The sequence below is a fragment of the Methylobacterium sp. Leaf361 genome (genome assembly GCF_001424445.1).
In the GTDB taxonomy this organism is placed as follows: Bacteria; Pseudomonadota; Alphaproteobacteria; order Rhizobiales; family Beijerinckiaceae; genus Methylobacterium.
The window spans coordinates 54,798-80,017 of record NZ_LMPY01000067.1 but is presented as its reverse complement, the minus strand read 5'-3'; the positions used below and the strand labels follow the sequence as shown (position 1 = coordinate 80,017).

Annotated in this window: 24 protein-coding genes; 20 read left to right on the top strand and 4 right to left on the bottom strand. The window is 71.7% G+C overall.

Features of this window, described 5'->3' with window-relative positions:
• Position 1 precedes the first annotated feature (1 nt).
• Complete coding sequence (locus ASG32_RS28715; protein ID WP_056533123.1) at positions 2 to 673, bottom strand: aspartate/glutamate racemase family protein; 672 nt, start codon at positions 671 to 673, stop codon at positions 2 to 4.
• 99 nt (positions 674 to 772) lie between these two features.
• Positions 773 to 1,822 (bottom strand): LacI family DNA-binding transcriptional regulator, encoded by a 1,050-nt coding sequence (locus tag ASG32_RS28710; RefSeq protein ID WP_056533120.1) that lies wholly within the window; start codon positions 1,820 to 1,822, stop codon positions 773 to 775.
• A 185-nt stretch (positions 1,823 to 2,007) separates the two neighbouring features.
• Between ASG32_RS28710 and ASG32_RS28705 the strand changes: the two genes are divergently transcribed.
• The 9 genes from ASG32_RS28705 to ASG32_RS28665 all read left to right on the top strand — a co-directional run bounded on the left by ASG32_RS28705 (position 2,008) and on the right by ASG32_RS28665 (position 11,567).
• Complete coding sequence (locus ASG32_RS28705) at positions 2,008 to 3,315, top strand: alpha-hydroxy acid oxidase (protein ID WP_056533117.1); 1,308 nt, start codon at positions 2,008 to 2,010, stop codon at positions 3,313 to 3,315.
• 177 nt (positions 3,316 to 3,492) lie between these two features.
• Entirely contained in the window at positions 3,493 to 4,548 is a 1,056-nt protein-coding gene (locus ASG32_RS28700) for a lactonase family protein (protein WP_244492275.1), read from the top strand.
• Positions 4,549 to 4,709: 161 nt separating this feature from the next.
• Complete coding sequence (locus tag ASG32_RS28695) at positions 4,710 to 6,005, top strand: MFS transporter (protein WP_056533111.1); 1,296 nt, start codon at positions 4,710 to 4,712, stop codon at positions 6,003 to 6,005.
• A 45-nt stretch (positions 6,006 to 6,050) separates the two neighbouring features.
• Positions 6,051 to 6,881, top strand: coding sequence for an NAD(P)-dependent oxidoreductase (locus ASG32_RS28690; protein WP_056533108.1), 831 nt, complete (start codon positions 6,051 to 6,053; stop codon positions 6,879 to 6,881).
• A 62-nt stretch (positions 6,882 to 6,943) separates the two neighbouring features.
• Positions 6,944 to 7,645: a substrate-binding domain-containing protein gene (locus tag ASG32_RS28685; RefSeq protein ID WP_056533105.1), complete on the top strand. Its 702-nt coding sequence runs from the start codon at positions 6,944 to 6,946 to the stop codon at positions 7,643 to 7,645.
• A 98-nt stretch (positions 7,646 to 7,743) separates the two neighbouring features.
• Positions 7,744 to 7,995: a type II toxin-antitoxin system ParD family antitoxin gene (locus tag ASG32_RS28680; RefSeq protein WP_199866170.1), complete on the top strand. Its 252-nt coding sequence runs from the start codon at positions 7,744 to 7,746 to the stop codon at positions 7,993 to 7,995.
• Positions 7,992 to 8,282: a type II toxin-antitoxin system RelE/ParE family toxin gene (locus ASG32_RS28675; protein WP_056533099.1), complete on the top strand. Its 291-nt coding sequence runs from the start codon at positions 7,992 to 7,994 to the stop codon at positions 8,280 to 8,282. The genes ASG32_RS28680 and ASG32_RS28675 overlap by 4 nt, the downstream gene beginning before the upstream one ends.
• 151 nt (positions 8,283 to 8,433) lie before the next feature.
• Entirely contained in the window at positions 8,434 to 10,065 is a 1,632-nt protein-coding gene (locus tag ASG32_RS28670; protein ID WP_056533096.1) for an AarF/UbiB family protein, read from the top strand.
• Positions 10,066 to 10,325: 260 nt separating this feature from the next.
• On the top strand, positions 10,326 to 11,567 hold the full coding sequence (locus ASG32_RS28665; RefSeq protein WP_056533093.1) for an HWE histidine kinase domain-containing protein: 1,242 nt from the start codon (positions 10,326 to 10,328) through the stop codon (positions 11,565 to 11,567).
• 21 nt (positions 11,568 to 11,588) lie between these two features.
• Here ASG32_RS28665 and ASG32_RS28660 read toward each other — a convergent pair whose 3' ends face one another.
• A complete protein-coding gene (locus ASG32_RS28660; RefSeq protein ID WP_056533090.1) occupies positions 11,589 to 11,930 on the bottom strand; it encodes an Hpt domain-containing protein in 342 nt (113 codons plus the stop codon).
• 467 nt (positions 11,931 to 12,397) lie between these two features.
• On the opposite strand from ASG32_RS28660, the gene ASG32_RS28655 reads away from it, so the two are divergent.
• The 8 genes from ASG32_RS28655 to ASG32_RS28620 all read left to right on the top strand — a co-directional run bounded on the left by ASG32_RS28655 (position 12,398) and on the right by ASG32_RS28620 (position 20,739).
• Entirely contained in the window at positions 12,398 to 14,185 is a 1,788-nt protein-coding gene (locus ASG32_RS28655; protein ID WP_056533087.1) for an ABC transporter ATP-binding protein, read from the top strand.
• Positions 14,182 to 14,505, top strand: a complete 324-nt coding sequence (locus ASG32_RS28650; RefSeq protein ID WP_056533084.1) for a hypothetical protein — start codon at positions 14,182 to 14,184, stop codon at positions 14,503 to 14,505. Before ASG32_RS28655 ends, ASG32_RS28650 begins: the two co-directional genes overlap by 4 nt.
• A 145-nt stretch (positions 14,506 to 14,650) precedes the next feature.
• Positions 14,651 to 15,460 carry a YfdX family protein gene (locus ASG32_RS28645; protein ID WP_056533081.1) on the top strand — a complete coding sequence of 270 codons (810 nt, stop codon included), beginning with the start codon at positions 14,651 to 14,653 and terminating at the stop codon, positions 15,458 to 15,460.
• 72 nt (positions 15,461 to 15,532) lie between these two features.
• Positions 15,533 to 15,886: a hypothetical protein gene (locus tag ASG32_RS28640; protein WP_056533079.1), complete on the top strand. Its 354-nt coding sequence runs from the start codon at positions 15,533 to 15,535 to the stop codon at positions 15,884 to 15,886.
• Between the two features lie 104 nt (positions 15,887 to 15,990).
• Positions 15,991 to 16,194: a hypothetical protein gene (locus tag ASG32_RS28635; RefSeq protein ID WP_020093001.1), complete on the top strand. Its 204-nt coding sequence runs from the start codon at positions 15,991 to 15,993 to the stop codon at positions 16,192 to 16,194.
• A gap of 228 nt (positions 16,195 to 16,422) precedes the next feature.
• Positions 16,423 to 17,886, top strand: a complete 1,464-nt coding sequence (locus tag ASG32_RS28630) for a HAMP domain-containing sensor histidine kinase (RefSeq protein WP_056533076.1) — start codon at positions 16,423 to 16,425, stop codon at positions 17,884 to 17,886.
• The gene (locus tag ASG32_RS28625) at positions 17,871 to 19,271 is read left to right on the top strand and encodes a sigma-54 dependent transcriptional regulator (protein ID WP_056533073.1); all 1,401 of its coding nucleotides are present in this window, start codon (positions 17,871 to 17,873) and stop codon (positions 19,269 to 19,271) included. Before ASG32_RS28630 ends, ASG32_RS28625 begins: the two co-directional genes overlap by 16 nt.
• A gap of 148 nt (positions 19,272 to 19,419) precedes the next feature.
• Positions 19,420 to 20,739 (top strand): MFS transporter, encoded by a 1,320-nt coding sequence (locus ASG32_RS28620; protein WP_056533070.1) that lies wholly within the window; start codon positions 19,420 to 19,422, stop codon positions 20,737 to 20,739.
• On the opposite strand, the gene ASG32_RS35445 is transcribed toward ASG32_RS28620, so the two are convergent.
• Positions 20,640 to 20,975: a hypothetical protein gene (locus ASG32_RS35445; RefSeq protein ID WP_056533067.1), complete on the bottom strand. Its 336-nt coding sequence runs from the start codon at positions 20,973 to 20,975 to the stop codon at positions 20,640 to 20,642. The genes ASG32_RS28620 and ASG32_RS35445 overlap by 100 nt on opposite strands.
• A 170-nt stretch (positions 20,976 to 21,145) precedes the next feature.
• Between ASG32_RS35445 and ASG32_RS28610 the strand changes: the two genes are divergently transcribed.
• The 3 genes from ASG32_RS28610 to eda all read left to right on the top strand — a co-directional run bounded on the left by ASG32_RS28610 (position 21,146) and on the right by eda (position 25,140).
• Positions 21,146 to 22,267: an asparaginase gene (locus ASG32_RS28610; protein WP_056533064.1), complete on the top strand. Its 1,122-nt coding sequence runs from the start codon at positions 21,146 to 21,148 to the stop codon at positions 22,265 to 22,267.
• 397 nt (positions 22,268 to 22,664) lie between these two features.
• Positions 22,665 to 24,491 (top strand): phosphogluconate dehydratase, encoded by a 1,827-nt coding sequence (edd, locus tag ASG32_RS28605; RefSeq protein WP_056533061.1) that lies wholly within the window; start codon positions 22,665 to 22,667, stop codon positions 24,489 to 24,491.
• A gap of 31 nt (positions 24,492 to 24,522) precedes the next feature.
• Positions 24,523 to 25,140: a bifunctional 4-hydroxy-2-oxoglutarate aldolase/2-dehydro-3-deoxy-phosphogluconate aldolase gene (gene eda / locus ASG32_RS28600; protein ID WP_026604904.1), complete on the top strand. Its 618-nt coding sequence runs from the start codon at positions 24,523 to 24,525 to the stop codon at positions 25,138 to 25,140.
• Positions 25,141 to 25,220 lie beyond the last annotated feature (80 nt).

The window sequence follows — 25,220 nt, the reverse complement described above, 5'->3', positions numbered from 1 at the left end:
GTCAGGCGCTCCCGCCGGTCTCGATCATCGCCCGCATCCGGTCCACCGCCGCGTCGGGTGCGGTCAGGACCGGGACGTCGACGGCCTTCCGTACGGCCTCGGCCGCGCGCGAGGTGGAGAAATGCGCGAGCATGATCGCGTCGCAGTCGCGCAGGTCCGGCGCCCGCGCGGCGATCAGCCGGTTGTGGGTCTCGGCATCGCCGGCGCGCAGCCGCGCCATCGCGTCGTCTACCAAGACCGTCCGGAGGCTCGCCGGGCGTCCGGCCTCGGCGACGAACTCCTCGAACTCGTCCGTCATCGTGCCGACCGAGGGCCCGAAGGTCGCCAGCATGCCGATGCGCGCGCCCTGCGCGATCGCCGCGCGGAACATCGCCTCGTTGGGCTTGAGCACCGGCATCGGCACGGTCTCGATCAGCCGGTCGATCGCCGGACCGAAGGCCGAGCAGGTGATCAGGATGCCGTCGGCGCCCATATCGTGGCCGTAGCGGCCGAACCGCACGAAGCGCTCGATCATCGCCTCCGAGATCGCGCCCGGCTCCTTCGCCCGATCGAGGGACAGGCCGTCGTCGAGCAGGTTGACGGTCTCGGCCTCCGGCCAGCGCTCGGCAAAGGCGGCCTGGATCGGCGCCATGGCGACCGGCGTCGCGTGCAGGAGGACGATGCGGGGCGCCATGCTGTGTTCCCGAGAGGCCGCAGACCCGGCCAGGAGCCGGTCCATATCTGGTCAGCGATTGTTGTAAGCGATTTCAAACAGGTGGCAAGATAGCGCAGGTCAGGGTCCGGCCCGCCTCGGCGGGGCCGTGCTGGCGCGCAGGATCAGCTCGGCGTCGATCTCGGTGAGGCGGACCATCGGCCGCCCCTGGATCCTGGCGATCAGGTGGTCGCCGGCGGCGTGGCCGATCTCGGCGGAGTGGATGCGGATCGTCGTCAGCGGCGGGTCGAGGAAGGGCGCGAAGTCGGAATCGTTGTGGCCGATCACCGACAGGTCGCCGGGAATGGAGAGCCCCCTTGCCCGCGCCTCGATCATCGCCCCGAAGGCGATCTGGTCGGTGCCGCAGACGATCGCGGTCGGCGGCGGCCCGCTGGCCAGCATCTGGCGGAACCCGTCGCGCCCGCCGCCGATCCCATAGGAGATCTCGACGTCGTGCTCCGGGGCGAGCCGCAGGCCGCGGGCCGCGAGCGCCGCCGCGATTCCCGTCACCCGGGCGCCGCCGCGGTCGTTGTCCTTGCGCAGGCCCGAGATCACCCCGATCCGCCGATGGCCGAGATCCATCAGGTAGTTGGCCGCCCGGGCCGCCGAGGCAGCGTTGTCGAAGCCCACGCAGGGGCGCTCGCGGGACAGGCTGAAGGTCTGCACCATCGGGATGCCGGCGCGGGCGATCCGAGCGTGGAGGTCCGGGTGGTGGATGTCGCCGACCAGCATCAGTCCGTCGACGCCGCGCTCCAGCAGGAAGGTCGCCTCGCGGAGCTCGTCCTCCAGGTCGTAGCCGGCATTGGCCGCCACCAGGGTGTAGCCCGCCTGCCGCAGCCGGTCCTGGAAGCTCGACAGGACGCGCACGAAGGCCTCGTTCTCGATGTTCGGCACGACGGCGCCGACGGCCATGAAGCGGCGCGTCGAGAGCGCCCGGGCCGCCCCGTTGGCGACGAAGCCGAGATCCTGCGCGGCCCGCATCACCGCCGCGCGCTTGTCGGCCCGGACGCCGGCGGAGCCGTTCAGCACCCGGGAGACCGTCGCGGTCGAGACGCCGGCGCGGCGGGCGACGTCCCGGGCAACCGGGCTGCGCGTCGGTGGCTCGAGGATCTCCTCCGGCAGGTCCAGCACTGAGATCGATCCCCCATCCCGAACGGCCCCGCGGGGCAGCGCGTCGGCCCCGGATACGCGACGCGGCGATGCCCGGCCAGCAGAAGCGGGCCGAACCGGCAGTATATTGACACCCCACCCGACCGCTGGCTATCTGAAAGCGCTTTCAAGAGGCTGCTCGATCGGGCGGCCCACAGGAGGATCCGATGGCGACGCTCGACCGGCCGGCCTCCGGACTGGGAGCCCCAGAGCGCGCCGCGCCGACCGTCGGCGGCGCGGACGCCGCGGCGCCGGGCATCGCGGCCCCGCAGGCCATCGTCACCAGTCTGAAGCGCAGCGACGCGGTCACGCCCTACCGGTTCCGCGACCTGCTGGCCCTCGACGATTTCGAGCGGCACGCCCGCAAGCTCCTGCCGCCGATGATCTTCCAGTACGTGGCCGGCGGGGTCGAGACCGGCTCGGCCCTGGCGCAGAGCCGTGGCGCCTACGCCGACTACGCCCTCGTCCCTCGCCTGATGCGGGACACCTCGGCGCGGGACACCGCCACCACGCTGTTCGGCCAGACCTACGCGGCGCCGTTCGGGATCGGGCCGCTGGGCGGGGCCGCCTTCATAGCCTACCGGGGCGACCTCGTGCTCGCCGAGGCGGCCCGGCGGATGAACCTGCCGATGTGCCTGAGCGCCTCCTCGCTGATCAGGCTGGAGGACGTCCACACCCAGAACCCGCAGGCCTGGTTCCAGGGCTACCTGCCGGGCGACCAGAACCGGATCGACCGCCTCCTCGACCGGGTCGAAGCCACTGGCTACCGGACCTTCGTGGTGACCGCCGACACGCCGACCCTCGGCAACCGCGAGCACAACATTCGCAGCGGCTTCTCCATGCCGATCAAGGTCACGCCGAAGGTGGCGTGGCAGAGCGCCACCCACCCGCGCTGGCTGCTCGGAACCGTCGCCCGGACCTTCCTCAAGCACGGGGCCCCGCACTTCGAGAACACCGAGGCCGAGCGCGGGCCGCCGATGATGTCCCAGGGCGCGGTGCGCAACACCATCGCCCGCGACCAGCTCTCGTGGAAGAACCTGGAGGCGATCCGCAAGCGCTGGTCCGGCAACCTGCTGGTGAAGGGCTTGCTGGCGCCGGAGGACGTCGACATCGCGCGGGATTGCGGCGCCGACGGCGTGATCCTCTCGACCCACGGCGGCCGCCAGCTCGACTACGCCGTCGCCCCCCTCGACGTGCTGCCGGAGATCGCCGCCCGGAAGGGCGGGCTGAAGATCATCGTCGACAGTGGCATCCGCCGGGGCACCGACGTGATGAAGGCGCTGGCGCTGGGCGCCGACTTCGTCCTGCTCGGACGGCCCTTCATGTTCGCCGCGGCGCTCGGCGGCGCCGCGGGGGTCGAGCACGCGATGCGGATCCTCAAGGAGGAACTCAACCGCGACATGGCGCTGATCGGCGTGAACCGCCTGTCCGAACTCAATCCCGACTTCCTGCGCCGCACCCCGCGGCGGGCCTGAGCCGTTGGCGGGAGGATCGACCGTGCTCGGCTTCCCGGACACGCGCGGCGCGCCGGCGAGCGGCAGCGGGACAGCCGCCCGGGGCGCCGGGGCCGCCGCACCCGGGCGACCGGCATCCCCGCACCGTCGATCCCGCCGGCTGCCCCCGCAGCCCCGTCCTCGATCCGGATGCTCCGCATGACCGACCCCGCCCCCCGCGGCTTCGCCTTCGTGGGCTGCTTCACCACCGAGCGGCGCCGGGCGCGCGGCCGGGGCATCGACATCTATCGGACCGGTCGCGACCTCGGCGACTGGACGCATCTCGGCCGGGTCGAGAACCTGACGAACCCGTCCTTCCTGGTGACCGACCCGGCGCGCGCGATCCTCTACACGGTCCAGGGCGACGGCGAGGCGGCGAGCGCCTTCGCGCTGGAGCCCGACGGCACCCAGCGTGGCCTCGGCAGCGCCGCCACCGGCGGCACCAACAGCGTGCACCAGGCCCTCGACCCCGGCGGTCGGTTCCTGATCGTGGCCAACTACGCCAGCGGATCGGTCGCCCTCATGCCGGTGCGCGCCGATGGCGGCCTGGAGCCCGCGTGCCAAGTGCTGCCGCTCCCGGGCGAGCCGGGCCCGCACCGAATCGAGCAGGCCTGCGCCCACCCGCACCACGTGGTCGTGTCGCCCGACGGTCGCCACGTCATCGTCCCCGACAAGGGCCTCGACCGCGTCTTCGTCCTGAAGCTCGCGGGTGAGCGGCTCGCCATCGTCTCGGAAACCGCCATGCGTCCCGGCGCCGGCCCGCGCCACATCGCGTTCCACCCGCACGAGCCCCTCGCCTTCCTGGTCAACGAGCTCGACTCGAGCGTCGCCACCTGCCGGTGGGACGCGGACGCCGGAGCGCTGACGCCCCTGCACCTCGTCTCGACCCTGCCGCCGGACTTCTTCGGCGCGAGCACCGCCGCGGCCATCGCGGTCACGCCCGACGGACGATTCGTCTACGCGTCGAACCGCGGACAGGACGGGATCGCGCGGTTCCGGGCGGACCCGGCCGGGCGCCTCGAACCCGCGGGCTGGACGTCCTCCGGCGGCCGCGACCCGCGCTTCATGGTCCTGGCACCGGACGGAGGCCACCTGCTCGTCGCCAACGAGCAGGGCGACTGCCTCGTCGCCTTCGCCCTCGATCCCGAGAGCGGAGACCTCACTCGGACCGGTTCGCGCCCGAGCCTCAGTCCCTGCACGATCGCGTTCCTGTAGGAGGCGCCGACGCGTTCAGGCCCGCGCCGCGCGCGGGCCCGACCATGCCCCTCGAAGGGGCAAGAGAGGCGGAACCGGCGGCGGTCGAGCCGTGACCTCTGACCGCCGGGCTGCACCAAGCAAACAAGAAAAGAAAATCATAAATATTCTGGAGGATGCCCATGTTCGCCAAGCGTTACAGGTTCCTGATCGCGTTCCTGCTGTTCATCGCCGGTATCATCAACTACATGGACCGAGCGGCGCTCGGCGTCGCCGCGCCCTTCGTCAAGCAGGACCTGAACCTGTCGCCCTCGGAGCTGGGGGTGATCTTCAGCACGTTCTTCTTCGGCTACGCGCTGTTCGCCTTCGTGGGCGGGCAGCTCGCCGACCGCTACGGGCCGCGCAGCGTCTACAGCTGGGCGGCGGCCTCCTGGTCGGTCCTGTGCATGCTCACCGGCGCGGTGACCGGCTTCGCCCAGATGTTCATCGTCCGCGCCCTGTTCGGCTTCGCCGAGGGGCCGATGAACTCCACCACGAACCGCACCATCACCACGTGGTTCCCCCGCGAGGAGACCGCCCGGACCATCGGCTTCACCTTCTCAGGCCAGACGGTGGGCAGCGCCATCGCGGCGCCGGTCGTCGGCCTGCTGGCGATCCAGTACGGCTGGCGCGTGGCGTTCGTGGCCATCGGCGCCGTCGGCCTGCTGTGGGTCGTGGCGTGGCGGATGCTCATGACCGACCGGCCGCAGGACAATCCGCGGGTCCATCCGGAGGAGACCGCCCTCGTGGAGCGCAGCCGGGCGGTCACGCACCTCGCGCCCTCCGACCATGCCCGCTCGCTGAAGGAGTACCTGTTCCTGCCGAGCACCCTGTCGCTCGGGCTCGGCATGTTCGCGGTGAACTACACCCTCTACATCTTCCTCTCGTGGCTCCCGAGCTACCTCACCGATGCGCTGCACATGCCGGTGAAGGAGATGGCGCTCGTGGCGTCGATCCCCTGGGCCTGCGGCTTCGTCGGCTATGTCGGCGGGGGCGTGGTGGCGGACTTCGTCTACACGCGCATGGGCGACAAGCTCGCCGCGCGGAAGATCACCACGATCGTGCCGCTCGCCATCGCGGGGGTGGCCCTGATCATGGTCAACGCCGCGACCAGCACCGCCATGGCGGTCGCGCTGATCGCGCTCGCCGTGCTGATGCTGACCAGCTCGGTGCAATCCTGCTGGGCGACGATCCACGAGCTGGTGCCCGAGGCCCGGGTCGGCGGCGTCAGCGGCTTCATCCACCTCCTGAGCAACATCTCGGGCATCATCGGGCCGACTGCCACGGGACTGGCCGTGCAGTATCTCGGGGGCTACGCCAGCGCCTTCGTGATCGCCGGCCTGATCGCGGCGGCCGGCGTCGTCGCGATGGCGATCTTCGTGCGGCGGCCGCGCAACCCGGCGGAAGCCGGCCCCCTCGCCGCGGCCAAGGCCGTCTGACCGAGGCTGTCCGATCAAGTCCGCCGGAATCTGGAGCAGCGTCCCATGAGCGCCGAGACCGTCCCGCCCAAACCCGTCCTCCTGACCGGAGCCTCCGGCGCCCTCGGGCGCGTCCTGACCCGCGCGCTCGGCGCGCAGGGCTGGACGCTCCGGCTCACGGACCGCGTCCCCTTCCCCGACCCGTTGCCGGAGGGGGCGCGCTTCCAGGTCGCCGACCTGGAGGACGGGCCGGCGATCCTCCGGCTGGCGGAGGGCTGCGGCACGATCCTCCACTTCGGGGGGATCTCGGTGGAGCACCCGTTCGAGACCGTGATCGGCCCGAACATCCGTGGCCTCTACCACGCCTACGAGGCGGCCCGGCGCGAGGGCGCCCGGATGATCTTCGCCTCGTCGAACCACGCGATCGGCTTCCACCCGCGGTCCGAGGTGCTGGACGACGATTGCGGCCTCGCGCCCGACGGCTATTACGGCCTGTCCAAGGCCTACGGAGAGCTGATGGGCGGCCTCTACCGCGACAAGCACGGGGTCGAGAGCGTCTTCCTGCGGATCGGCTCGTGCTTCCCGGAGCCGACCGACGCGCGGATGCTGGCCACGTGGCTGTCCTACGCCGACCTGACCCGGCTGATCACCCGCGCCACCCTGGCCCCGGACCTCGGCCCGACGGGCTTGGTGGTGATCTGGGGCGCCTCGAACAACAGCCGCATGACCTGGTGGCGGAAGGACGGCCGCGCCGTCATCGGCTGGACGCCGCAGGACAGCGCCGATGCCCACGCGGCGTCGCTGGAGGGGAAGACCAGCGGCAACCCGGTGGTGGAGCGCTACCAGGGCGGCGGGTTCACGGCGATCGACTATTCCCGCGCCGCGCCGCCGCGTTGACGGACCGCTTCTTCGGCGCGGCCACCCGACCGCTCCTCCCGAGACGAGAGACTGGACACACCATGCCGAGCGAGCGACCCGAGACACGCCTCAAATGCGCCCTGGTGGTGCGCGGCGCCTTCGACGCCCACGTCGTCCCGGCCTTCGAGGCCGCGGGGGGCCGGACGGCGATCCACTGGGCGCCGACCACGGTCATCATGAAGACCCTCGCCGAGGGCGAGACCGCCGACGCGGTGCTCGTCCTGTCGGACGCCATGGATCGGCTCGTCGCCGAGGACCGCGTCGAGCCCGAGAGCCGGGTCGACGTGGTGCGCTCGCGCTACGGCATCGCCGTCAAGGCCGGGGCTCCGCATCCGGACATCGCGACCGTCGAGGCGCTGAAGCGCACCCTGGTGGAGGCGCGGTCGGTGGCCTACTCGCGGACCGGCGCCAGCGGGATCTACTTCGCCGGCCTGCTGCCGCGGCTCGGCCTCGCCGACGCGGTGAACGCCCGGGCGACGATCATCCCGCAGGGCTTCACGGCCGAGAAGCTGGTCTCCGGGGAGGCCGACATCGCCGTCCAGCAGATCAGCGAGCTGATGGTCGTGCCCGGCATCGAGGTGGTCGGCCCCCTCCCCGACCCGGTGCAGGAGATGACGACCTTCGCGGCGGCGATCCTGCGCGGCGCGGCGGACCGGGACGGCGCGGTCCGATTCCTCGCCGGGCTGACGACGCCGCAGGCGGCCGAGGCCTATCGGACCAGCGGGCTGGAGCCGGCCTACTGACGGCCCAGTCGTCTGGCCGTACCGTCGCGCTTGCAAGGAGCCCGCCGATCTTTGACAATCTCTGCCAAAGATCGTCATCCAGCGGGCGGAAGTGTCCCGTGGCCAGCATGAACGTCTCGCTGCCCGAAGCCATGAAGGCCTGGGTCGAGGCGCAGGCCGATACCGACCGCTACGCCAATGCCAGCGACTACGTGCGCGACCTGATCCGGCGCGACCAGGAGCGCTTGGCCAAGCTCGGCGATCTGCAGCGGCTGATCGACGAGGGGCTGGCGAGCGGCGTCAGCGACCGGTCGGAGCAGGATATCCGCCAGCTCGGGCGGACGCGATTGGCGGCCCGTCCGGAGCCATGACCTTCCGGACGACGCCCCGGGCCGATGAGGACATCGCCGAGGCCTGTGTGACGGGGGCGCTGCGCTTCGGCGTGACCCAGGCCGAGCGTTACCAGGACGGCCTGTTCGACGCCTTCCGCATGCTGGCCGCAACGCCGCAGATGGTGCGCGAGCGGCGCGGATTCACACCACCCGTGCCGCTACATCCCTATCAAGCCCACGTGACCGTCTACGTCGTGGACGGATCCACCATCCTCACTCTGCACATGCTGCACGGGCGACAGGACTGCGAGCAGGCGCTGAGGTAGGAGTCGAGCCCGCCTCGATACTGGTGGCCGAACGGCTCTGCGGCGGTCTTGTTGCCACCGCCTCCGCGAAACCGGGGTTCGCGACCGCAAAAAAGTCCTTATGCTCGTGCTGTCCGGACGCCCAATCCCGTCCGACCGGATCGCTCCATTCATGCTGAAGACAGCCTTCGTTGCCGCCCGCGACCGCCAGCGGCTGTCGGAGATCGCGACGATCCTCATCGGCTTCGGCGTCACCCGCGTCGTGGACCGGCTCGGCCTGCGCTACCTGCCGCTCCTGCCGCGGCGCCAGCCCCGGGTCGATGTCACGCGCCTGTCCGAGCCGGAGCGGCTGCGCCGGGCGATCGAGGCGCTCGGGCCCACCTTCATCAAGTTCGGGCAGGTGCTGGCGAGCCGGCCGGACCTCCTGTCGCCGGCCTGGACCGAGGAGTTGCAGAAGCTCCATAGCCAGGTCGTGCCGGTGACGTGGGAGCAGATCGGCCCGCAGCTCGAGCTCGATCTCGGCGCCTCGCCCATGGAGGTGTTCGCCGAGTTCGACACCAACCCGATCGCCTCGGCGTCGATCGCCCAGGTCTACCGGGCGCAACTGCACTCGGGCGAGGACGTCATCGTCAAGGTGCTGCGGCCGAATCTGCGCAAGATCATCGAGGCGGATCTGCGCCTCATGGCGCACGGTGCCCGCATCGTCGAGAACGAGTGGCCCGACATGGCCCGCTACCAGCCGCGGGAGCAGATGCGCCACCTCGCGGAGGGCCTCAACGGCGAGCTCGACCTGCTCAACGAGGCGCGCAACTGCGAGCTGCTGGCCCAGATCTTCGAGGACCGCGACGACATCGTCTTCCCGAAGATCCACTGGGAGTACTGCTCCGAGCGGGTGCTGGTGCAGGACTTCATCCACGGCATCCCGCCCAACGACGAGGCGGCCCTGCGCGCGGCGGGCATCGACAAGAAGCTGCTCGCCCAGAAGGGAACCGACGCGTTCCTGCAGATGGCGCTGATCGAGGGCGTGTTCCACGCCGACCCGCATCCCGGCAACATGCTGGCCCTGCCCGGCAACAAGATCGGCTTCATCGATTTCGGCATCATCGGGCGGCTGTCGCAGCGGCGGCGCTCGCAGCTGCTCGTGCTGATCGGCGCCATGCTCAAGCAGGACGCCGACGGCCTCATGGCCGTGCTCCTCGACTGGACCGGCACCAGCAACCCGGATCTCACCCGCCTCCAGGTCTCGGCCCAGTCCTTCGTGGAGAGCCACTCGTCGATCCCGCTGAATCTCGGACTGGTGCTGACCGACTTCATGAACATGGCCCGCGAGAACGACCTCGCGATGCCGACCGACCTGGCCATCCTGTTCAAGGGGCTGGTCACCGCCGACGGCGTGATGCGCCACCTCGACCCGAATTTCGACCTGTTCGCCGCCGCAGGCCCCACGGTCCGGGCGAGCATGCAGACGCAGTTCTCGCTCTCCGCCCTCAAGCAGAAGGCCGAGGCCCTGGGTGTCGGCCTCTACGGCGCCGCCTCGGAGCTGCCGACCCTGATCCACCTGATGCTGGTGCGGCTGAAGCAGGGTCGCGTCACCGTCGAGATCGAGGTGAAGGGCCTCGACAAGGTCACCCGCGGCATCGAGCGCGCGGCCGCGCGGGTCGCCGTGGCCCTGGTGGTGGCGGCCTTCGCCACGCAGCTCGCACCCCGCCTCATCGATCTCGGCACGCCCGTCTTCGTCTCGATCGGATTGATAATTTTTATCCTCGGGATCGGCTGGCTCGTGCTGCTGATGCGAAACAAGTAACCGTCTTCGCACCCGCACAGGGCTCCAACATAAGTTTTCATCTGCAGGCGAATACCGAGCTGATTTGATTATCCTGCGCGCCATGCTAGCGTGAGACATCCAACGATTCGCTCGGCTGCGGGCGGGGAACCGGCACCAGAAGCGGTCTGAACCGCCGGTGCGGCCCTGCCATCGACATCCGTTGCCGCACCGCGCGGTCGGGGAGCTCCGACGGCGCGCCGCGCACGGGCGCCCCGTCGGGATGACGAGGGGGGCGGGCGATGGAAGTGGACATCGTACGGCCGCGGATCGACGGGGCGGAGCGCCGCGTGGAGACGCTCGAGGCGGAGAACATCCGCCTGCGCAGCCTGCTCAGCCAGGCGACCGCCCAGGCCGACTGGGAGCGGCAGCGGAGCCGGCGGCTCGGCCGAATCATCGAGACGGCGAGCCGCGTCGAGGCCGGTCGCATGGCGGCCGAGCGGGTCGAGGCGCCCCGCGGGCCGTCGCCTCGCGAACCGGCCGGACTCGGGCTCGAGGCGAGGCCGCGCCCCTCCGGCCGCGCGCGCGCGATCGGCGTGCCGCAGGCCCCGAACGATTACCTGGAACTGCTGGACCGCGACGGGCGCCTGATCACCGCCAGCGAGGACGGGCCGGCCCTGTCCGCCGCCGGGGACGAGGCTGACGCGATCGGCCGGCCCTGGATCGACGCCTGGACGCGCCCCGAGGACCGGGAGGCGGTGGCCGAGGCGCTCGATCGGGCCCGGATCGGCCGCCCGAGCCGGTTCCAGGCCCAGTCGGAATCCGGCGGCGCGCTCCGCTGGTGGGACGTGGCCGTCACGCCGATCGGCGCGGCGCCGGACCGGCCCGAGCGGATCCTGGCGGTGTCGCGCGACATCACCGACCAGAAGCTGTCCGAGGCGCGCCAGACGCTGCTGATGCAGGAACTCGCCCATCGGATGAAGAACACCATGGCCATGGTTCAGGCCGTCGCGACGCAGACCATGCGCAACGCGCCGTCGCTGGAGGCAGCCGGCGAGGCGCTGGCCGCGCGGCTCCTGGCGCTCGCGAAGGCGCACGACGTGCTGCTCCACGGCTCCTTCACCCGGGCCTCCCTGAGCGGCCTGGTCGAGGGCGCCGTGTCGCTCCACGGGGACGGCGTCGCGGGCCGGTTCCGCATCGCCGGTCCCGAGCTGACGCTCGGACCGCGCCACGGCATGACCCTGGCGCTGATGCTGCACGAGCTCGGAACCAACGCGGCCAAGTACGGCGCGCTGTCGGTGGCCGCCGGCTGGGTCTGCATCACGTGGAACGTGGCCGAGGCAGAGGGCGGCCAGACCCTCCGGTTCCGCTGGGAGGAGAGCGGCGGACCGCCGGTCACGCCGCCGACCCGCACGGGGTTCGGCACGCGGCTCATCGCCCGCAGCCTCGCCCACAGCTTCGGCGGGACCGCCCACATGAGCTACCCGCGCGAGGGCGCGGTGCTGACCTTCGAGGCGCCCCTCGACGCGGTGATGGTCGCCTGATCCCGACGCGGCTGCGTGGCCCTAGGCGCTCAGCCGGGTCTCCGCCTGCAGGTCCCGCAGGGCCGCGACGGTCCGGTCGCGCAGGGTCCTCAGGTCGACCAGCGAACGGGTCAGATCGTCGCCCGCCAGGGCCGATTCCTCGAGGCCGCGGCAGGCCCGGGACAGTTCGGCGCAGCCGAGCATGCCGGACATCGAGACCAGCGTGTGCGCCTCGCGGCCGTAATCGTCGCTCGCGCGATCCGGTCCCTCGAAGGCGGTGGTGAGGCTGACGATGAACCGGTCGAGGATGCGGACGAGCTTCTCCGTGCCGATCACGGCCGTCAGTTCCTCGAGCGCGTCCCGGTTCACCAGGGAGTGCGACACCGTCGGTCTCCAGATACGGATCCGCGACAGCGATCCGAGAGAGGCGCGCAACCGAGGCGCCGCACAACGGCCCAGTTTGCAGCGAAGTGTTTACACCGCGTTGCGTCAGCTTTTCAACGAAGCGTGACCGTTCCCCAGGCTTCGCAGGGTTGACCCGGGCGCATGGATCGGCAGTGGCGACTGGCCGAAGCTTCGCGATGGGCGTTGCGAATCAGTTCGGGCTCTCCTAGCCTCGTGCTCCTGTCGCGCTCGCACCAGGGAGGGAGCTGCATGATCGCTGTGTTTGCCACCCTCCGAGCAGGACTTGTCGGCGCCCCCGCGCGGGTCGGCTAGCCGCTTCCCGCTCTCGCCCGGCCCTGCCGCCCGGCGCCTCTGAACCCGATCCTGCCTGATCTCGCCGGCGCGCATCGTTCGCGATGGGACGCGGCGTAACCCGGAGCCGACGCTCGCCCGCGTCGGGCACTCGCATGTCTCTGTCGTCTCCCCGGAAGGCGGACGCGGTCCGTCGCGTCCTGGCCTTCGTCGTCCGCAGCTGGCGCAGGCGCTGGCCCCTCGTCGCCGGTCTCACCGGCGCGATCACGCTCGCCACCCTGGCGGAGGTGCTGCTGCCGCTCTTCGCGGGCCGCTTGGTCGACGCGCTCTCCGGGAGCGACCGCCGCGCCGCGCTGGACGCGGCTTGGCCGGCCTTCCTGGCGATGACCGGGCTCGGCCTCGCCACCGCGCTGCTGCGGCACGTCGCCTGGAGCCTCGTGGTGCCGCTCTCGCTCCGCACGATGAGCGACATCGTCGGCAACGGCTTCGCCCGGGTCCAGCGCTTCTCGACCGAGTGGCACGCCAACACCTTCTCGGGCTCCACCGTCCGGAAGATCTCCCGCGGCATGTGGGCGATCGACGGGCTCAACGACACGCTGCTGCTGTCGCTCCTGCCCGCGCTCGTCGTCCTCGTGGGCACGGCCCTGATGCTCGGCCTGCACTGGCCGGCCCTCGGCGCGACGGTCGCGATCGGCGCGGGCGCCTATGTCGGCGCGACCGCGCTGCTCGCGACCCGCGTCATCGCGCCGGCGGCCGCGCTCTCGAACGCCCTCGACACCCGCCTCGGCGGCGCGCTGAGCGACGCGATCGGCAACAACGCCGTCGTCAAGGCCTTCGGCGCCGAGGCGCGGGAGGAGGCGCGGCTCGGCCGCCTGCTGGCGAAGTGGCAGCGGCGGACCCGGCGCACGTGGATGATCGTCACCTGGGGCGGCACCGGCCAGCTCGGGCTGCTGCTCGTCCTGCGCACCGCCATCGTCGCCATCGCCCTGTGGCTGTGGTGGCGGGAGCGGGCGAGCCCGGGCGACGTCGCCTACGTCCTGACCGCGACCTTCGTGGTGCACGGGTACCTCCGCGACATCGGCGGCCACATCAACCACCTGCAGCGGGCCATCAACGAGATGGAGGAGCTGGTCGCCCTGGAGGCCGAACCCGTCGGCATCGCCGACCGGCCCGGCGCGGTCCCGCTCGCGGTCGCGGGCGGGACGATCCGGTTCGAGACCGTGCGCTTCCACTACGGCGACCACACGCGGCCCCTCTACGACGGGCTGACCGTGACGATTCCGGCCGGCCAGCGCGTCGGGCTGGTCGGGCGCTCGGGCTCCGGCAAGACGACCTTCGTCAAGCTGATCCAGCGGCTCTACGACGTGTCGGGCGGGCGCGTGACGATCGACGGGCAGGACGTGGCGTCGGCGAGCCAGGCGAGCCTGCGCGCGCAGGTCGCCATCGTGCCCCAGGAGCCGGTGCTGTTCCACCGCTCCCTGGCCGAGAACATCGCCTACGCCCGGCCCGGCGCCTCGGCGCAGGAGATCGAGCGGGCGGCGCGCCTCGCCAACGCGCACGATTTCATCGCGCGGCTGCCGAAGGGCTACGCGACGCTGGTGGGCGAGCGCGGGGTCAAGCTGTCGGGCGGCGAGCGCCAGCGGGTGGCGCTCGCCCGCGCCTTCCTGGCGGACGCGCCGATCCTGATCCTCGACGAGGCGACCTCGAGCCTGGATTCCGAGTCGGAAGCTCTGGTGCAGGAGGCCATGGCGCGGCTGATGCGCGGGCGAACCGCCATCGTCATCGCCCACCGCCTGTCCACGGTGCGGGCCCTCGACCGGATCCTCGTCTTCGACCGCGGTCGCATCGTCGAGGACGGGCCTCACGCCGCCCTGCTGCGCCGCCCGAACGGGGCGTACCGCGCCCTGTTCGAGCGGCAAGCCGACCTCGCGGAGAGCGCGTGAGGATCCTGTTCGTCTGCGGCCGGGCGCGTGCCCGCAGCCCGACCGCGGAACAGATCTTCGCGCGGCTGCCCGGCATCGAGACCGCCAGCGCGGGGGTGTCACCCGACGCCGACGAGCCGGTGGACGCCGATCATCTCGCCTGGGCGGAGATCGTCGTCGTCATGGAGCGCGTGCACCGGCGCAAGCTGATGCGCCGCTTCGGGGCCGCCCTGCGCGGGACCCGCCTCGTCTGCCTCGACATCCCCGACGTGCACGACTTCATGGCGCCGGCGCTGGTGGCGCTACTCGACGCGCGCGCCGGCCGCTTCCTGCCGCGCTGAGACCCGCCACGCCCGGCGGCGCATTGCCGTTCTTTAATCTTCCGGTCATGCGACCAAATGGTGGCTGATCTATTATCTGAACACGGAATGAATGAGGCCAATGCAGATGAAGGCCTTATCTCCGGCTCTAGAGGGAGATATTACTATGTCCTATCGCAAATCTATGGCTGCGGCTCTCGTGCTCACCACAATCCTCGGTGGAACCGCCTACGCGGCGGAGCAGGCCGCCCAGACCAACGGCACGCAGATCAGCGCGAGCCAGGCGGCGGTCGACAAGGATGTCGGCAAGCTCTCGAAGGACGGCGCACAGGGCTTCAGGGATCTTCAGCTCACCCGCCTCGCGATCTTCGAGGCCAATCCCGGTCAGGCCAAGGACATGATCGCCAAGGCGCAGGCCGCTTTCGCCAAGGCCAAGACCGACGACGCGGTCTTCACCAAGGCCGAGGCCGACCTCAAGTCGCCGGCCGACATGGCCGCCCACAAGGGGACTGCGCCGAGCGCCAAGGCCGACACCAAGGCCGATACCAAGGCCGATACCAAGACGGCCTCCAAGGAGCAGGTGGCCTGGGTCCCGGTCGACGCGCAGCTGACCCTCGGCGACGACTTCGTGGCCACGCCCGCCAAGGCCTCCGCGGTGACCGAGGCGAACAAGAACCTCGCTCAGGGCGACCAGAAGGGGGCCCTGGAGAAGCTCAAGCTCGCCCATGTCGACGTCAACTTCACCATGGCGGTCCTGCCCCTGAACAAGACCATCGCCGACGTCGATCAGGCCGCGACGCTGATCAACCAGGGCAAGTATTACGAGGCCAACGCCGCCCTGAAGACGGCCCAGGACAACATGCGCTTCGACGTGATCGACGCGATCGCGGTGCCCCAGAAGGCGGCCGCCGCGACGGCCGACAAGGGCGCGCCGCAGGCCACCGGCACGACGGCGGGTGCCAAGACCAGCAAGTGACCGAACGCCGACGACGGCCGCGCCTGACGGATCTCGGGCGCGGCCCGGTCGGCGCACAGGAGGGAGGGTCGCGTGCGGCGATTCTGGATCTCGACCATCCTAGGACTCGAACTGCTCCTCGGCGGGACCCTGGCGGCCTCCGCCCGGACGGCGGGGGTTCCGGACTTCAACATCCGGGCGATCTGCGCGCCGGAGCACCGGGCGGGATCCACCGCCGTCGACCGGGCGAGCTACCGCGGCTGCCTCTCCGACGAGGCCGCCGCGCGGCGCACCCTGATCAAGCGCTGGGCGACGTTCGACGTGGCGGAGCGCCGAACCTGCGCGACGGAGAGCCAGATCGGCGGCACCCCGTCCTACGTGGCGATGCTGACCTGCGTGCAGCTCGGAAGCGACGCCCTGCCGATCAACCCGTCGGGCCAGCCCTGAGACGAGACCATCCGCGCGACGGATCGCACGCCCGTGATCCGCGCATGAGGAACCGGCGGCATCGCCAAGACGTCCTGCAATGTCGATTGAGTGGAGGAGGCATCATGTTCAAGACTACGGCGCGCGCTGCTCTTTGCCTGGCCTGTCTCTGGTCGGTCACGCCGGCCCTGGCGGCCCCGAAGGAGATGCCCCAGGGCAAGCGTGACGAGATGTCGATGAAGGACACCAAGCACGAAGTGGTGATGCAGCGGAAGGAGAATAAGGAAGCCAACAAGAACGTCGACAGCCTCATCACGAACCGCAAGTGAGCGCGCGCGCCGACGACTGATCGATCGTACGTCCGAGAGGGGTGCCGGACGCGGCGCCCCGCTCCCGGCGGTCCCGGGCCCGGCCCGGGGCCGTAAGCGCGCGTCGCCCCGTCACCGTGGGACCCGCGCAGTCTTCGCGTGGTCGGGGACCGGACAATGGCTTAGGAACGGGGTCCGGGCGCGCGACGCCGCCGCAGGAGCCACCGCCATGCCGGGTCGGACACCGCCGTGACGGCCTACAGCTTGCGCGCCCGGCTGCTCGCGCTCTGGGTCCTGCTGGTCGCCTCCGCGGCCGCCACCGCCTACCTGATGCTCGGCGTCTACGACCAGTCGACGGGCGTCCAGGTGGCGCAGGCCGATCTCGCGGTCGGGCGGGCCTGCCGCGACATCATCGACCGGTACGCCGCCCTCGTGCGTGCGCGCGGGAGGGGCGTCGGGGAGGCCGACCTCGTCGGCACCATCTCGGCTGCTTTGGCGCGCTTCCCGGGCCTTGAGGGCGGAATCTGGAGCGCCGCGCGCGGGTCGGTGGCCTACGCCTATCCGACCTACGAGGGATCCGGGCCGAAGACCGACTTTCCGGCGGCCGAGCGCGACGCCATCGCTGCGCTGAACGCCCAGGCCCTGCGGGTCGACCACGCGGCCTCGGAGCGGCGGCCGAGCCGGACCCAGGTTCTCATGCTCCAGGCCTGCCCGCTGCACGGGCCGGAGGCCGGCCTGACCGCGTGGTCGATGACGCGCGCGCACGTGAACGACGGCCCCACCTACACGCGCTTCCTCGCGGGCCTCGGCTTCCTCGCCGCCACGGTACTCGGATCGGCCGCGTTCCTGAGCTGGTTCCTGTACGGGTTCTCGGGGCGGATCGCCCGGCTCGAGGCCGCGCTCGCCGCGCCGCGTCCGGACGGCCAGGACCTGCCCCATCTCGACCGCACCGGCGAGCGCGAGCTCGACCGGCTGGTCGACGCCCTCAACGCCGCCGGCGGGCGGCTGCGGGAGGCCCAGGCCCAGATCGTGGCGACCGAGCGCCTCGCCGCCGTCGGCCGTCTGGTGGCGAGCATCGCCCACGAGATCCGCAACCCCATCGCGGCGATGCGGCTGAAGGCCGAGAACGCCCTGGTCAGCGGCGATCCGCACCGCGCCGCCGTCGCCCTCGAGACCGTTCTCGGCCAGATCGCACGGGTCGACACGCTGCTGCGCGACCTCCTCAACCTGACGCAGGCGCGGCCGCTCAATCGGACGCCCACACCCGTGGCACCGCTCCTGGCCGAGTGCGCGAGCCTGCACGAGGACCTGGCGCGCGCGCGCGCGGTCTGGATTTCGGTCGAGGCCGACGGGCTGCCCGCCGCGGACCACCCGCATCTCGACCGGGCGCAGGTCGCCCGCGCCGTCGACAACCTGCTGCTGAACGCCCTGCAGCACGCGCCGCCGGGAGGGCGGGTCCGCCTCGGCGCCGAGCGGGTGACGGTCGACGGCGCGCTGCGGCTGCGCCTCTGCGTCGCCGACACCGGCGCCGGGGTCGACCCGGCGATCCGCGCCAGCCTGTTCGAGCCCTTCGTCACCGGCCGGCCCGACGGGACCGGTCTGGGGCTCGCGATCGTGCGCGAGATCGCCGTGGCGCATCGGGGCGAGGCGAGGCTGGTCGAGGGCGCGCCGGAGACCACCTTTGTCCTGGATCTGCCATGGCAACCATCCTGATCGTCGACGACGACAGAGCCCTGCGCGACGGGCTCGCCGAGACGGTGACCGATCTCGGGCACACCGCTTTCCCGGTCGCCTCCGGGTCGGAGGCGCTGGCGCGGCTGGGCGAGGGTCCGGTGGCGGCGGTGCTCCTCGACCTGCGCATGCCCGGAGACCTCGACGGCATGGACACGCTGGAACGGATCCGGGCCCTGCCGGAGCCGCCGCCCGTGACGGTCCTGACGGCCTTCGCGAGCCCGGCCAACACGATCGAGGCGATGCGCCTCGGGGCGCACGACCACCTGACCAAGCCGATCGGCCGGGCCGACCTCGCCGCCGTCCTCGACGCGATGCTGCGCGACGCCCGCTCCGATCCCGTCGGCGCCGCGCCGCCGCCGGACCACCCGGTCCTGATCGGGTCGAGCGCGGGCATGCGGAAGGTCCAGAAGACCATCGGTCTCGTCGCCGACAACGCGTCCACGATCCTGGTCCAGGGCGAGACCGGCACCGGCAAGGAGGAGGTCGCACGGGCCCTGCACGCCTTCTCGCGGCGCCGCGCGCGGCCGTTCGTTCCGGTGAACTGCGCGGCGATCCCGGCCGAGGCTCTGGAGAGCGAGCTGTTCGGCCACGTCCGGGGCGCCTTCGCGGCCGCGACCGCCGACCGCGCGGGCGCCTTCCACGAGGCCCAGGGCGGCACCCTGTTCCTGGACGAGATCGGCGACATGCCGGCCGCGATGCAGGCGAAGATCCTGCGGGTGATCCAGGACGGCGTCGTGACCCCGCTGGGGGGCCGCCCTGCCCGGGTCGATGTCCGCCTCGTGGCGGCGACGCATCGCGACCTGCCGGCGCTCGTCGCCGCGGGCCGGTTCCGCGCCGACCTGTACTACCGGCTGAATGTCGTTCCGATCACCCTGCCGCCCCTGCGCGAGCGCCTGGCCGACATCGTGCCGCTCGCCGAGCACTTCCTGGTCCCTTCGGGCAAGCGCCTGAGCGGCGGGGCCGCCTCGCGCCTGCTCGCCTACGAGTGGCCCGGCAATGTCCGCGAGCTGCGCAACGCCGTGGAGCGCGCCGCCATGCTGGTGCGCGGCGGCGTGATCGCGGCCGAGGCCATCGATCTGCCGACCGCGCGACTCGACCGGCGCGGCGAGGACGGCGCGGCCGACTGGCTCGCCGGCGACCTGCCCGGGGCCGTGGCTCGCCTGGAGCGGACCATGATCGCGGCCGCGCTCCGCGAGGCCGACGGCAACCGTGCCCGGGCCGCCCGCCGGCTCGGCATCCAGCGGCAGCTCCTCTACGCCAAGATCGAGCGCTACGGCCTCGGCGCGCCGGGCACCGATCTGTCGGAAGAGACGACAGACGTTGTCGGGAATCCCGACGCTTCGGCCGGCACCGACACGGCCTGACGCCCGTGCGGGCCGGAGAACCGTTCACATCCCGCGTGAGGCCCGCGCCGCGCGGGAACCGATGGCGCGCGCGGGCGTCGAGCCCCGCGTGCGACGGCACGGCCCGGATCGGGGCCGCGCCGTCCGTCGATCGGGGGATCGCGGCAGGATGAACAGCATCGAGACGGGCGCCCGCGGCGCCGGCGGCCGGACACCCTCGGCCAAGGCCCTGCGCGGCCTCGACGCGCTCAACTTCTTCCTCGCCGACGTGCGCGACGGCCTCGGCCCCTACCTCGCCATCTACCTGATCGCCGTGCGCGGCCCCGACCAGGGCTGGAACGAGGCCACGACCGGCCTCGTGATGACCATCGCGGGCATCCTCGGCCTCGTGGCGCAGACGCCCGCCGGCGCGCTGATCGACGCCACCAACCACAAGCGCGCGGTGGTGATCGGCGGCGCCATCGCGGTGACGGCCAGCTGCCTCGTCCTGCCGTTCATCACGAACTTCTACCTCGTCACCGCCACGCAATCGATCGCCCACGTCGCCGGGACGATCTTCCCGCCGGCGCTGGCCGCGATCACGCTCGGCCTCGTCGGGCCGAAGATGTTCGCCAAGCGGATCGGCCGGAACGAGGGCTTCAACCACGCCGGCAACGCGGTCTCCGCCGCCCTGGCGGGCGGGCTCGCCTACTTCTTCGGGCCGGTGGTCGTGTTCTGGCTGATGGGCATCCTGGCGGCGCTGTCCATCGGCGCCATGCTGATGGTGCCGGCCGACGCCATCGACAACGACCTCGCCCGCGGCATGACCGAGGCGGAGGAGCAGGCGCAGGAGAAGCCCTCCGGCCTCGCCACCCTGCTGCAGAACCGGGCGCTGCTGATCTTCGCGGTGCTCTGCGCGATCTTCCACCTCGCCAACGCGGCGATGCTGACCTCGGTGGGCCAGCTCCTGACGCACATCTCGGGCAAGGACCACGCGACCTCGCTGATCGCGGTCTGCATCGTGGCGGCGCAGTGCGTGATGGTGCCGGTGGCGATCTTCGTGGGCGCGAAGGCCGACGTGATCGGCCGCAAGCCGATCTTCCTCGCCGCCTTCGGCATCCTGGCGCTGCGCGGCGTCCTCTACACGCTGTCGGACAACCCGTTCTGGCTGGTGGGCGTCCAGCTCCTCGACGGCATCGGGGCCGGCGTCTACGGCGCGCTGTTCCCGATCGTCGTCGCCGACCTGACCCGCGGCGGCGGCCGGTTCAACGCGGCCCAGGGCGCCGTGGCGACGGCCCAGGGCATCGGCGCCTCCCTGAGCGCGACGCTGGCCGGCGTGATCATCGTGTCGGCGGGTTACTCCACCGCCTTCCTGGCGCTGGCGGCCATCGCGGCGCTCGGCTTCGTCCTCTACTTCGCGCTGATGCCCGAGACCCGCGAGGCGGTGCGCGCGGGCAGCGAGCCCGAGAGCGGCGCCGGCATGCCGCCGGCCGTGCCGGCGAGCGCCTGAGCGCCGCGATCGGATTCGGAGGCCGGGCTCGCCACGGATTTGCCCGGTCCGAGTTGGCCCGGCACGGTCGCCTCCGGCGGGGCCTTCCGCGAGACGTAGTAGATGTCGACGGCGCGCCAGAACGCGCCCTGCTCCTCCGTCGAGCGGCGCGCGAGGGAGGTCTCGAGGATCGACATCGCGGCCCGCGCGGGCTCGCTCCGCTCGAGTTCCTCGAGCAGGCCGGCGAGATGCAGCATGGGATCTATCTCCGAGCGGACAGCAACCCCCATCAACGCCCGAGCTTGCGTAACGATCCGTCGCGCCCTGCACGTCGGCGCCCTGCATGATCCTTGCCTCGGGCCGGGGCGCGGCTACCATCCCCGCGTCGAGTCCGACTCGCTCTCCCGTCAACCATCGAGGATCTCCGATGTTCTCCTGCCGAAGCGGCGCGGCTCTTCCCCTGCGCGGAGCGGTCTTCGCCCTGGCCCTGGCCAGCGGATTCGGGGCGGCGCCCCTCGTCGCGCGCGAGATGCCCGAGGCCGGCACGGCCGCCGCGGCGAAGAAGCCGAACGTCGTGATCCTCGCCACCGGCGGGACGATCGCGGGCGCCGGCGCCGACGCCGCCAACAGCGCCACCTACACGGCCGCCAAGGTGCCGGTCGACAAGCTGATCGCCGCCGTGCCGCAGGTGAACACCATCGCCAACGTCCGCGGCGAGCAAGTCTTCCAGATCGCCTCCGAGAGCTTCACCGACGCCCAGCTGGTCCAGCTCGGCAAGCGAGTGTCCCAGCTCCTGAAGCAGGACGACGTCGACGGAATCGTGGTCACGCACGGGACCGACACGCTGGAGGAGACGGCGTTCTTCCTCGACCTCGTGGTGAAGAGCGACAAGCCGATCGTGGTGGTCGGCTCGATGCGGCCGGGCACGGCGATCTCGGCCGACGGCGCCCTCAACCTGCTCGACGCCGTCACGGTCGCCGCCAGCAAGGAGGCGATCGGCCAGGGCGTCACCGTGACGATGAACGACTACATCCAGTGCGGCCGCGACGTGAACAAGCGGACCAACATCGTGCCCAGCGCCTTCTACAGCCAGTGGGGACCGCTCGGCATGGTGGTCGAGGGCAAGACCTACTTCTTCCGCTCGCTGACGAAGCGGCACAACATGAGCTCCGAGTTCGACATCGACCAGATCGACAGCCTGCCGCTGGTCGGCATCGTCTACGGCTCGGGCAACATGATCCCGGGCGTCTACGACGCCGAGCTCCAGGCCGGCGCCAAGGCGATCGTCAACGCCGGCACCGGCAACGGCTCGGTCCCCGGCTACCTCGTCGACAAGCTGAAGGAGATCCGCTCCAAGGGTGCCATCGTGATCCGCTCGTCGCGCGTGCCGGACGGATTCGTGCTGCGCAACGCCGAGCAGCCCGACGACAAGTACGACTGGGTGGTCGCCCACGACCTGAACCCCGCCAAGGCCAAGATCCTGGCGGCCGTGGCGCTCACCAAGACCAGTGACACCAAGGAGCTGCAGCGCATCTTCTGGGAGTATTGAAGCCAGGGACGTGCTGGGTCTCTGAGGTTCGACCCCATCCTGCAGCATGCCTCGAACGAGCGCTTCGAGGCGTGGCGACGCCGGGCGTCCGGGCAGAGGCGGGCGGTCACCGTCTTTGCGGGCGCGGCGAAGCACTCCAGGGTCGCGCTGCCCTGGGTCACTTCGCTCCGCTCGTGATGACGATGCGGGCGGCATCGGTCGAACGCGACAGCGACCGCGGCCTCGGACTTGGGGTTTCCTGAGCCGGCGTGCAGACCTCATGTCAGCGCCGGCGCCCGCCCCGGGTTACATCCCGCGGCGCACCCCTTAGATACCGGCCACCGACGCGGGCGCGCGGCCGATCCCGACTCGCGGCCTCGGCCGCGCGCCCGTCGGCACCGAGCCTGGAGGAACGAGCATGACCGAGCTTCATCCCGAGGTCGCGGCGGTCACCGAGCGCGTCGTGGCGCGCTCCCGCGAGACCCGGCGCGCCTATCTCGACCTGATCGCCCGCGAGCGCGAGGCGGGGGTCCGGCGCGGGAAGCTCGCCTGCGGCAACCTCGCCCACGGCTTCGCGGCCTCCGGCGAGGACAAGGCGGCGATCCGCGACGAGCGGACGGTGATGAACATCGGCATCGTCACCGCCTACAACGACATGCTCTCGGCCCATCAGCCGTACGGGCGCTACCCGGAGCAGATCAAGCTGTTCGCCCGGGAGCGCGGCGCCACCGCGCAGGTCGCGGGCGGCACGCCGGCCATGTGCGACGGCGTCACGCAGGGGCAGAGCGGCATGGAGCTGTCGCTGTTCTCCCGGGACACGATCGCGCTCTCCACCGCGGTCGCGCTGAGCCACGGCATGTTCGACGGCGCGGCGCTGCTCGGCATCTGCGACAAGATCGTGCCGGGCCTGCTGATCGGGGCGCTCCGCTTCGGCCACCTGCCGACGATCCTGATCCCGGCCGGGCCCATGCCGTCGGGCCTCGCCAACAAGGAGAAGCAGCGGATCCGCCAGCTCTACGCCGAGGGCAAGGTCGGCCGGGCGGAGCTACTCGAATCCGAGTCCGCCTCCTACCACGCGGCCGGGACCTGCACGTTCTACGGCACGGCCAACTCCAACCAGATGATGATGGACATGATGGGCCTGCACATGCCGGGCGCGTCCTTCATCAACCCCGGCACCAAGCTGCGCCAGGCCGTGACCCGGGCGGCGATCCACCGGCTCACCGAGATCGGCGGCGCCGGCAACGACTACCGGCCGCTGGGCCTCTGCGTCGACGAGAAGGCGATCGTCAACGCCGCGGTCGGCCTGCTCGCAACGGGCGGATCCACCAACCACGCGATCCACCTGCCGGCCATCGCGCGCGCGGCCGGCATCGTCATCGACTGGGAGGACATCGACCGCCTGTCCAGCGCCGTGCCGCTGATCGCCCGCGTCTACCCGAACGGCGCCGGCGACGTGAACCACTTCCACGCCGCGGGCGGCATGAGCTTCGTGATGGCGGCCCTGCTCGACGCGGGCCTCCTGCACGACGACATCCTGACCGTGTCGGGCCAGACGCTGCGCGACCACGCCCGCGACCCGAAGCTCGACGGCGAGGAGCTGGTCTTCGAGGACGCCGTGCCGGAGAGCCTCGACGACACGATGCTGCGTCGTCCCGGCAACCCGTTCCAGGCCGACGGCGGCATGCGGCTCGTGAAGGGCAATCTCGGCCGGGCGACGTTCAAGACCAGCGCCGTCGAGGAGCACCGCCGCACGATCGAGGCCCCGGCCCGGGTCTTCTCCGACCAGGACGAGGTGCTGAAGGCGTTCAAGGCCGGCGAGCTGGAGCGCGACGTCGTGGTCGTGGTCCGGTTCCAGGGCCCAAAGGCGAACGGCATGCCGGAGCTCCACAAGCTCACGCCGCCGCTGGGCGTGCTGCAGGACCGCGGCCACCGGGTCGCTCTGGTGACCGACGGGCGCATGTCGGGGGCGTCGGGCAAGGTCCCGGCCGCCATCCACCTGAGCCCCGAGGCGCTGGGCGGCGGCCCGATCGGGCGGATCCGCGACGGCGACATCGTCCGCCTCAGCGCGGCCGACGGGCTGCTGGAGGTGCTGGTCGACGAGGCAGAGCTTGCCACCCGCCCCGAGGCCGAGGCGCCGGAGCCCGCGCAGGGCACCGGGCGGGAGCTGTTCGCGTTCATGCGTCACGGGGCCGACACGGCGGAGCGGGGCGCCTCCGCGATGCTCGCCGCCGCCGGCCTCTGAAACCGAGAGGGAGTTGCCGACCATGAACGATCTGACCAGCATCGACGCGCTGATGCGCTCCGTGCCCGTCATTCCGGTCCTGGTGATCGACGACGCGGCGCAGGCGCGGCCCATCGCCGAGGCCCTGGTGAAGGGCGGCCTGACCGCCCTGGAGGTCACCCTGCGGACCCCGGCCGCCCTCGACGTCATCCGGGAGATGACCCGGGTCGAGGGCGCGGTGGTGGGCGCCGGGACGGTGCTCAACCCGCGCGATCTCGAGAAGGCCCTGGCGGCGGGGGCCGAGTTCATCGTCTCGCCGGGCCTCACCGAGCCGCTGACCGACGCCGCCAAGGCCAACGGCGTGCCCTACCTGCCCGGCGTCGCGACGGCGGCCGACATCATGCGCGGCCTCGACCACGGGCTCGACCGGTTCAAGTTCTTCCCGGCGGAGGCCGCGGGCGGGATCAAGGCGCTGAAGGCGCACGCGGCGGTGTTCGGCGCGGTGCGGTTCTGCCCGACGGGCGGGATCACCGAGCTGAGCGCCCCGGACTGGCTGTCGATCCCGTCCGTGCTCTGCGTCGGCGGCAGCTGGGTGGTGAAGCCCGGCACGCCGGATCCGGCGGCGATCGAGCGGGCGGCCCGGGCCGCCGCGGGGTTGCGCAAGGCGTAAGCCTCACGACCGACGTCCTTGCGAGCGGAGCGAAGCAATCCAGGGTCGCGCCACATCTCCAGGATGTCGCGCTGCCCTGG

What these genes read in the sequence shown, in the direction of transcription:
- ASG32_RS28610 (WP_056533064.1), top strand. Translation starts at nt 21,146, where the DNA reads ATGTTCTCCTGCCGAAGCGGCGCGGCTCTTCCCCTGCGCGGAGCGGTC.
- ASG32_RS28685 (WP_056533105.1), top strand. Translation starts at nt 6,944, where the DNA reads ATGCCGAGCGAGCGACCCGAGACACGCCTCAAATGCGCCCTGGTGGTG.
- ASG32_RS28645 (WP_056533081.1), top strand. Translation starts at nt 14,651, where the DNA reads ATGTCCTATCGCAAATCTATGGCTGCGGCTCTCGTGCTCACCACAATC.
- edd (WP_056533061.1), top strand. Translation starts at nt 22,665, where the DNA reads ATGACCGAGCTTCATCCCGAGGTCGCGGCGGTCACCGAGCGCGTCGTG.
- ASG32_RS28715 (WP_056533123.1), bottom strand. Translation starts at nt 673, where the DNA reads ATGGCGCCCCGCATCGTCCTCCTGCACGCGACGCCGGTCGCCATGGCG.
- ASG32_RS28690 (WP_056533108.1), top strand. Translation starts at nt 6,051, where the DNA reads ATGAGCGCCGAGACCGTCCCGCCCAAACCCGTCCTCCTGACCGGAGCC.
- ASG32_RS28665 (WP_056533093.1), top strand. Translation starts at nt 10,326, where the DNA reads ATGGAAGTGGACATCGTACGGCCGCGGATCGACGGGGCGGAGCGCCGC.
- ASG32_RS28625 (WP_056533073.1), top strand. Translation starts at nt 17,871, where the DNA reads ATGGCAACCATCCTGATCGTCGACGACGACAGAGCCCTGCGCGACGGG.
- ASG32_RS28675 (WP_056533099.1), top strand. Translation starts at nt 7,992, where the DNA reads ATGACCTTCCGGACGACGCCCCGGGCCGATGAGGACATCGCCGAGGCC.
- ASG32_RS28655 (WP_056533087.1), top strand. Translation starts at nt 12,398, where the DNA reads ATGTCTCTGTCGTCTCCCCGGAAGGCGGACGCGGTCCGTCGCGTCCTG.
- ASG32_RS28635 (WP_020093001.1), top strand. Translation starts at nt 15,991, where the DNA reads ATGTTCAAGACTACGGCGCGCGCTGCTCTTTGCCTGGCCTGTCTCTGG.
- ASG32_RS28670 (WP_056533096.1), top strand. Translation starts at nt 8,434, where the DNA reads ATGCTGAAGACAGCCTTCGTTGCCGCCCGCGACCGCCAGCGGCTGTCG.
- ASG32_RS28620 (WP_056533070.1), top strand. Translation starts at nt 19,420, where the DNA reads ATGAACAGCATCGAGACGGGCGCCCGCGGCGCCGGCGGCCGGACACCC.
- ASG32_RS28695 (WP_056533111.1), top strand. Translation starts at nt 4,710, where the DNA reads ATGTTCGCCAAGCGTTACAGGTTCCTGATCGCGTTCCTGCTGTTCATC.
- ASG32_RS28705 (WP_056533117.1), top strand. Translation starts at nt 2,008, where the DNA reads ATGGCGACGCTCGACCGGCCGGCCTCCGGACTGGGAGCCCCAGAGCGC.
- ASG32_RS28700 (WP_244492275.1), top strand. Translation starts at nt 3,493, where the DNA reads ATGACCGACCCCGCCCCCCGCGGCTTCGCCTTCGTGGGCTGCTTCACC.
- ASG32_RS35445 (WP_056533067.1), bottom strand. Translation starts at nt 20,975, where the DNA reads ATGCTGCATCTCGCCGGCCTGCTCGAGGAACTCGAGCGGAGCGAGCCC.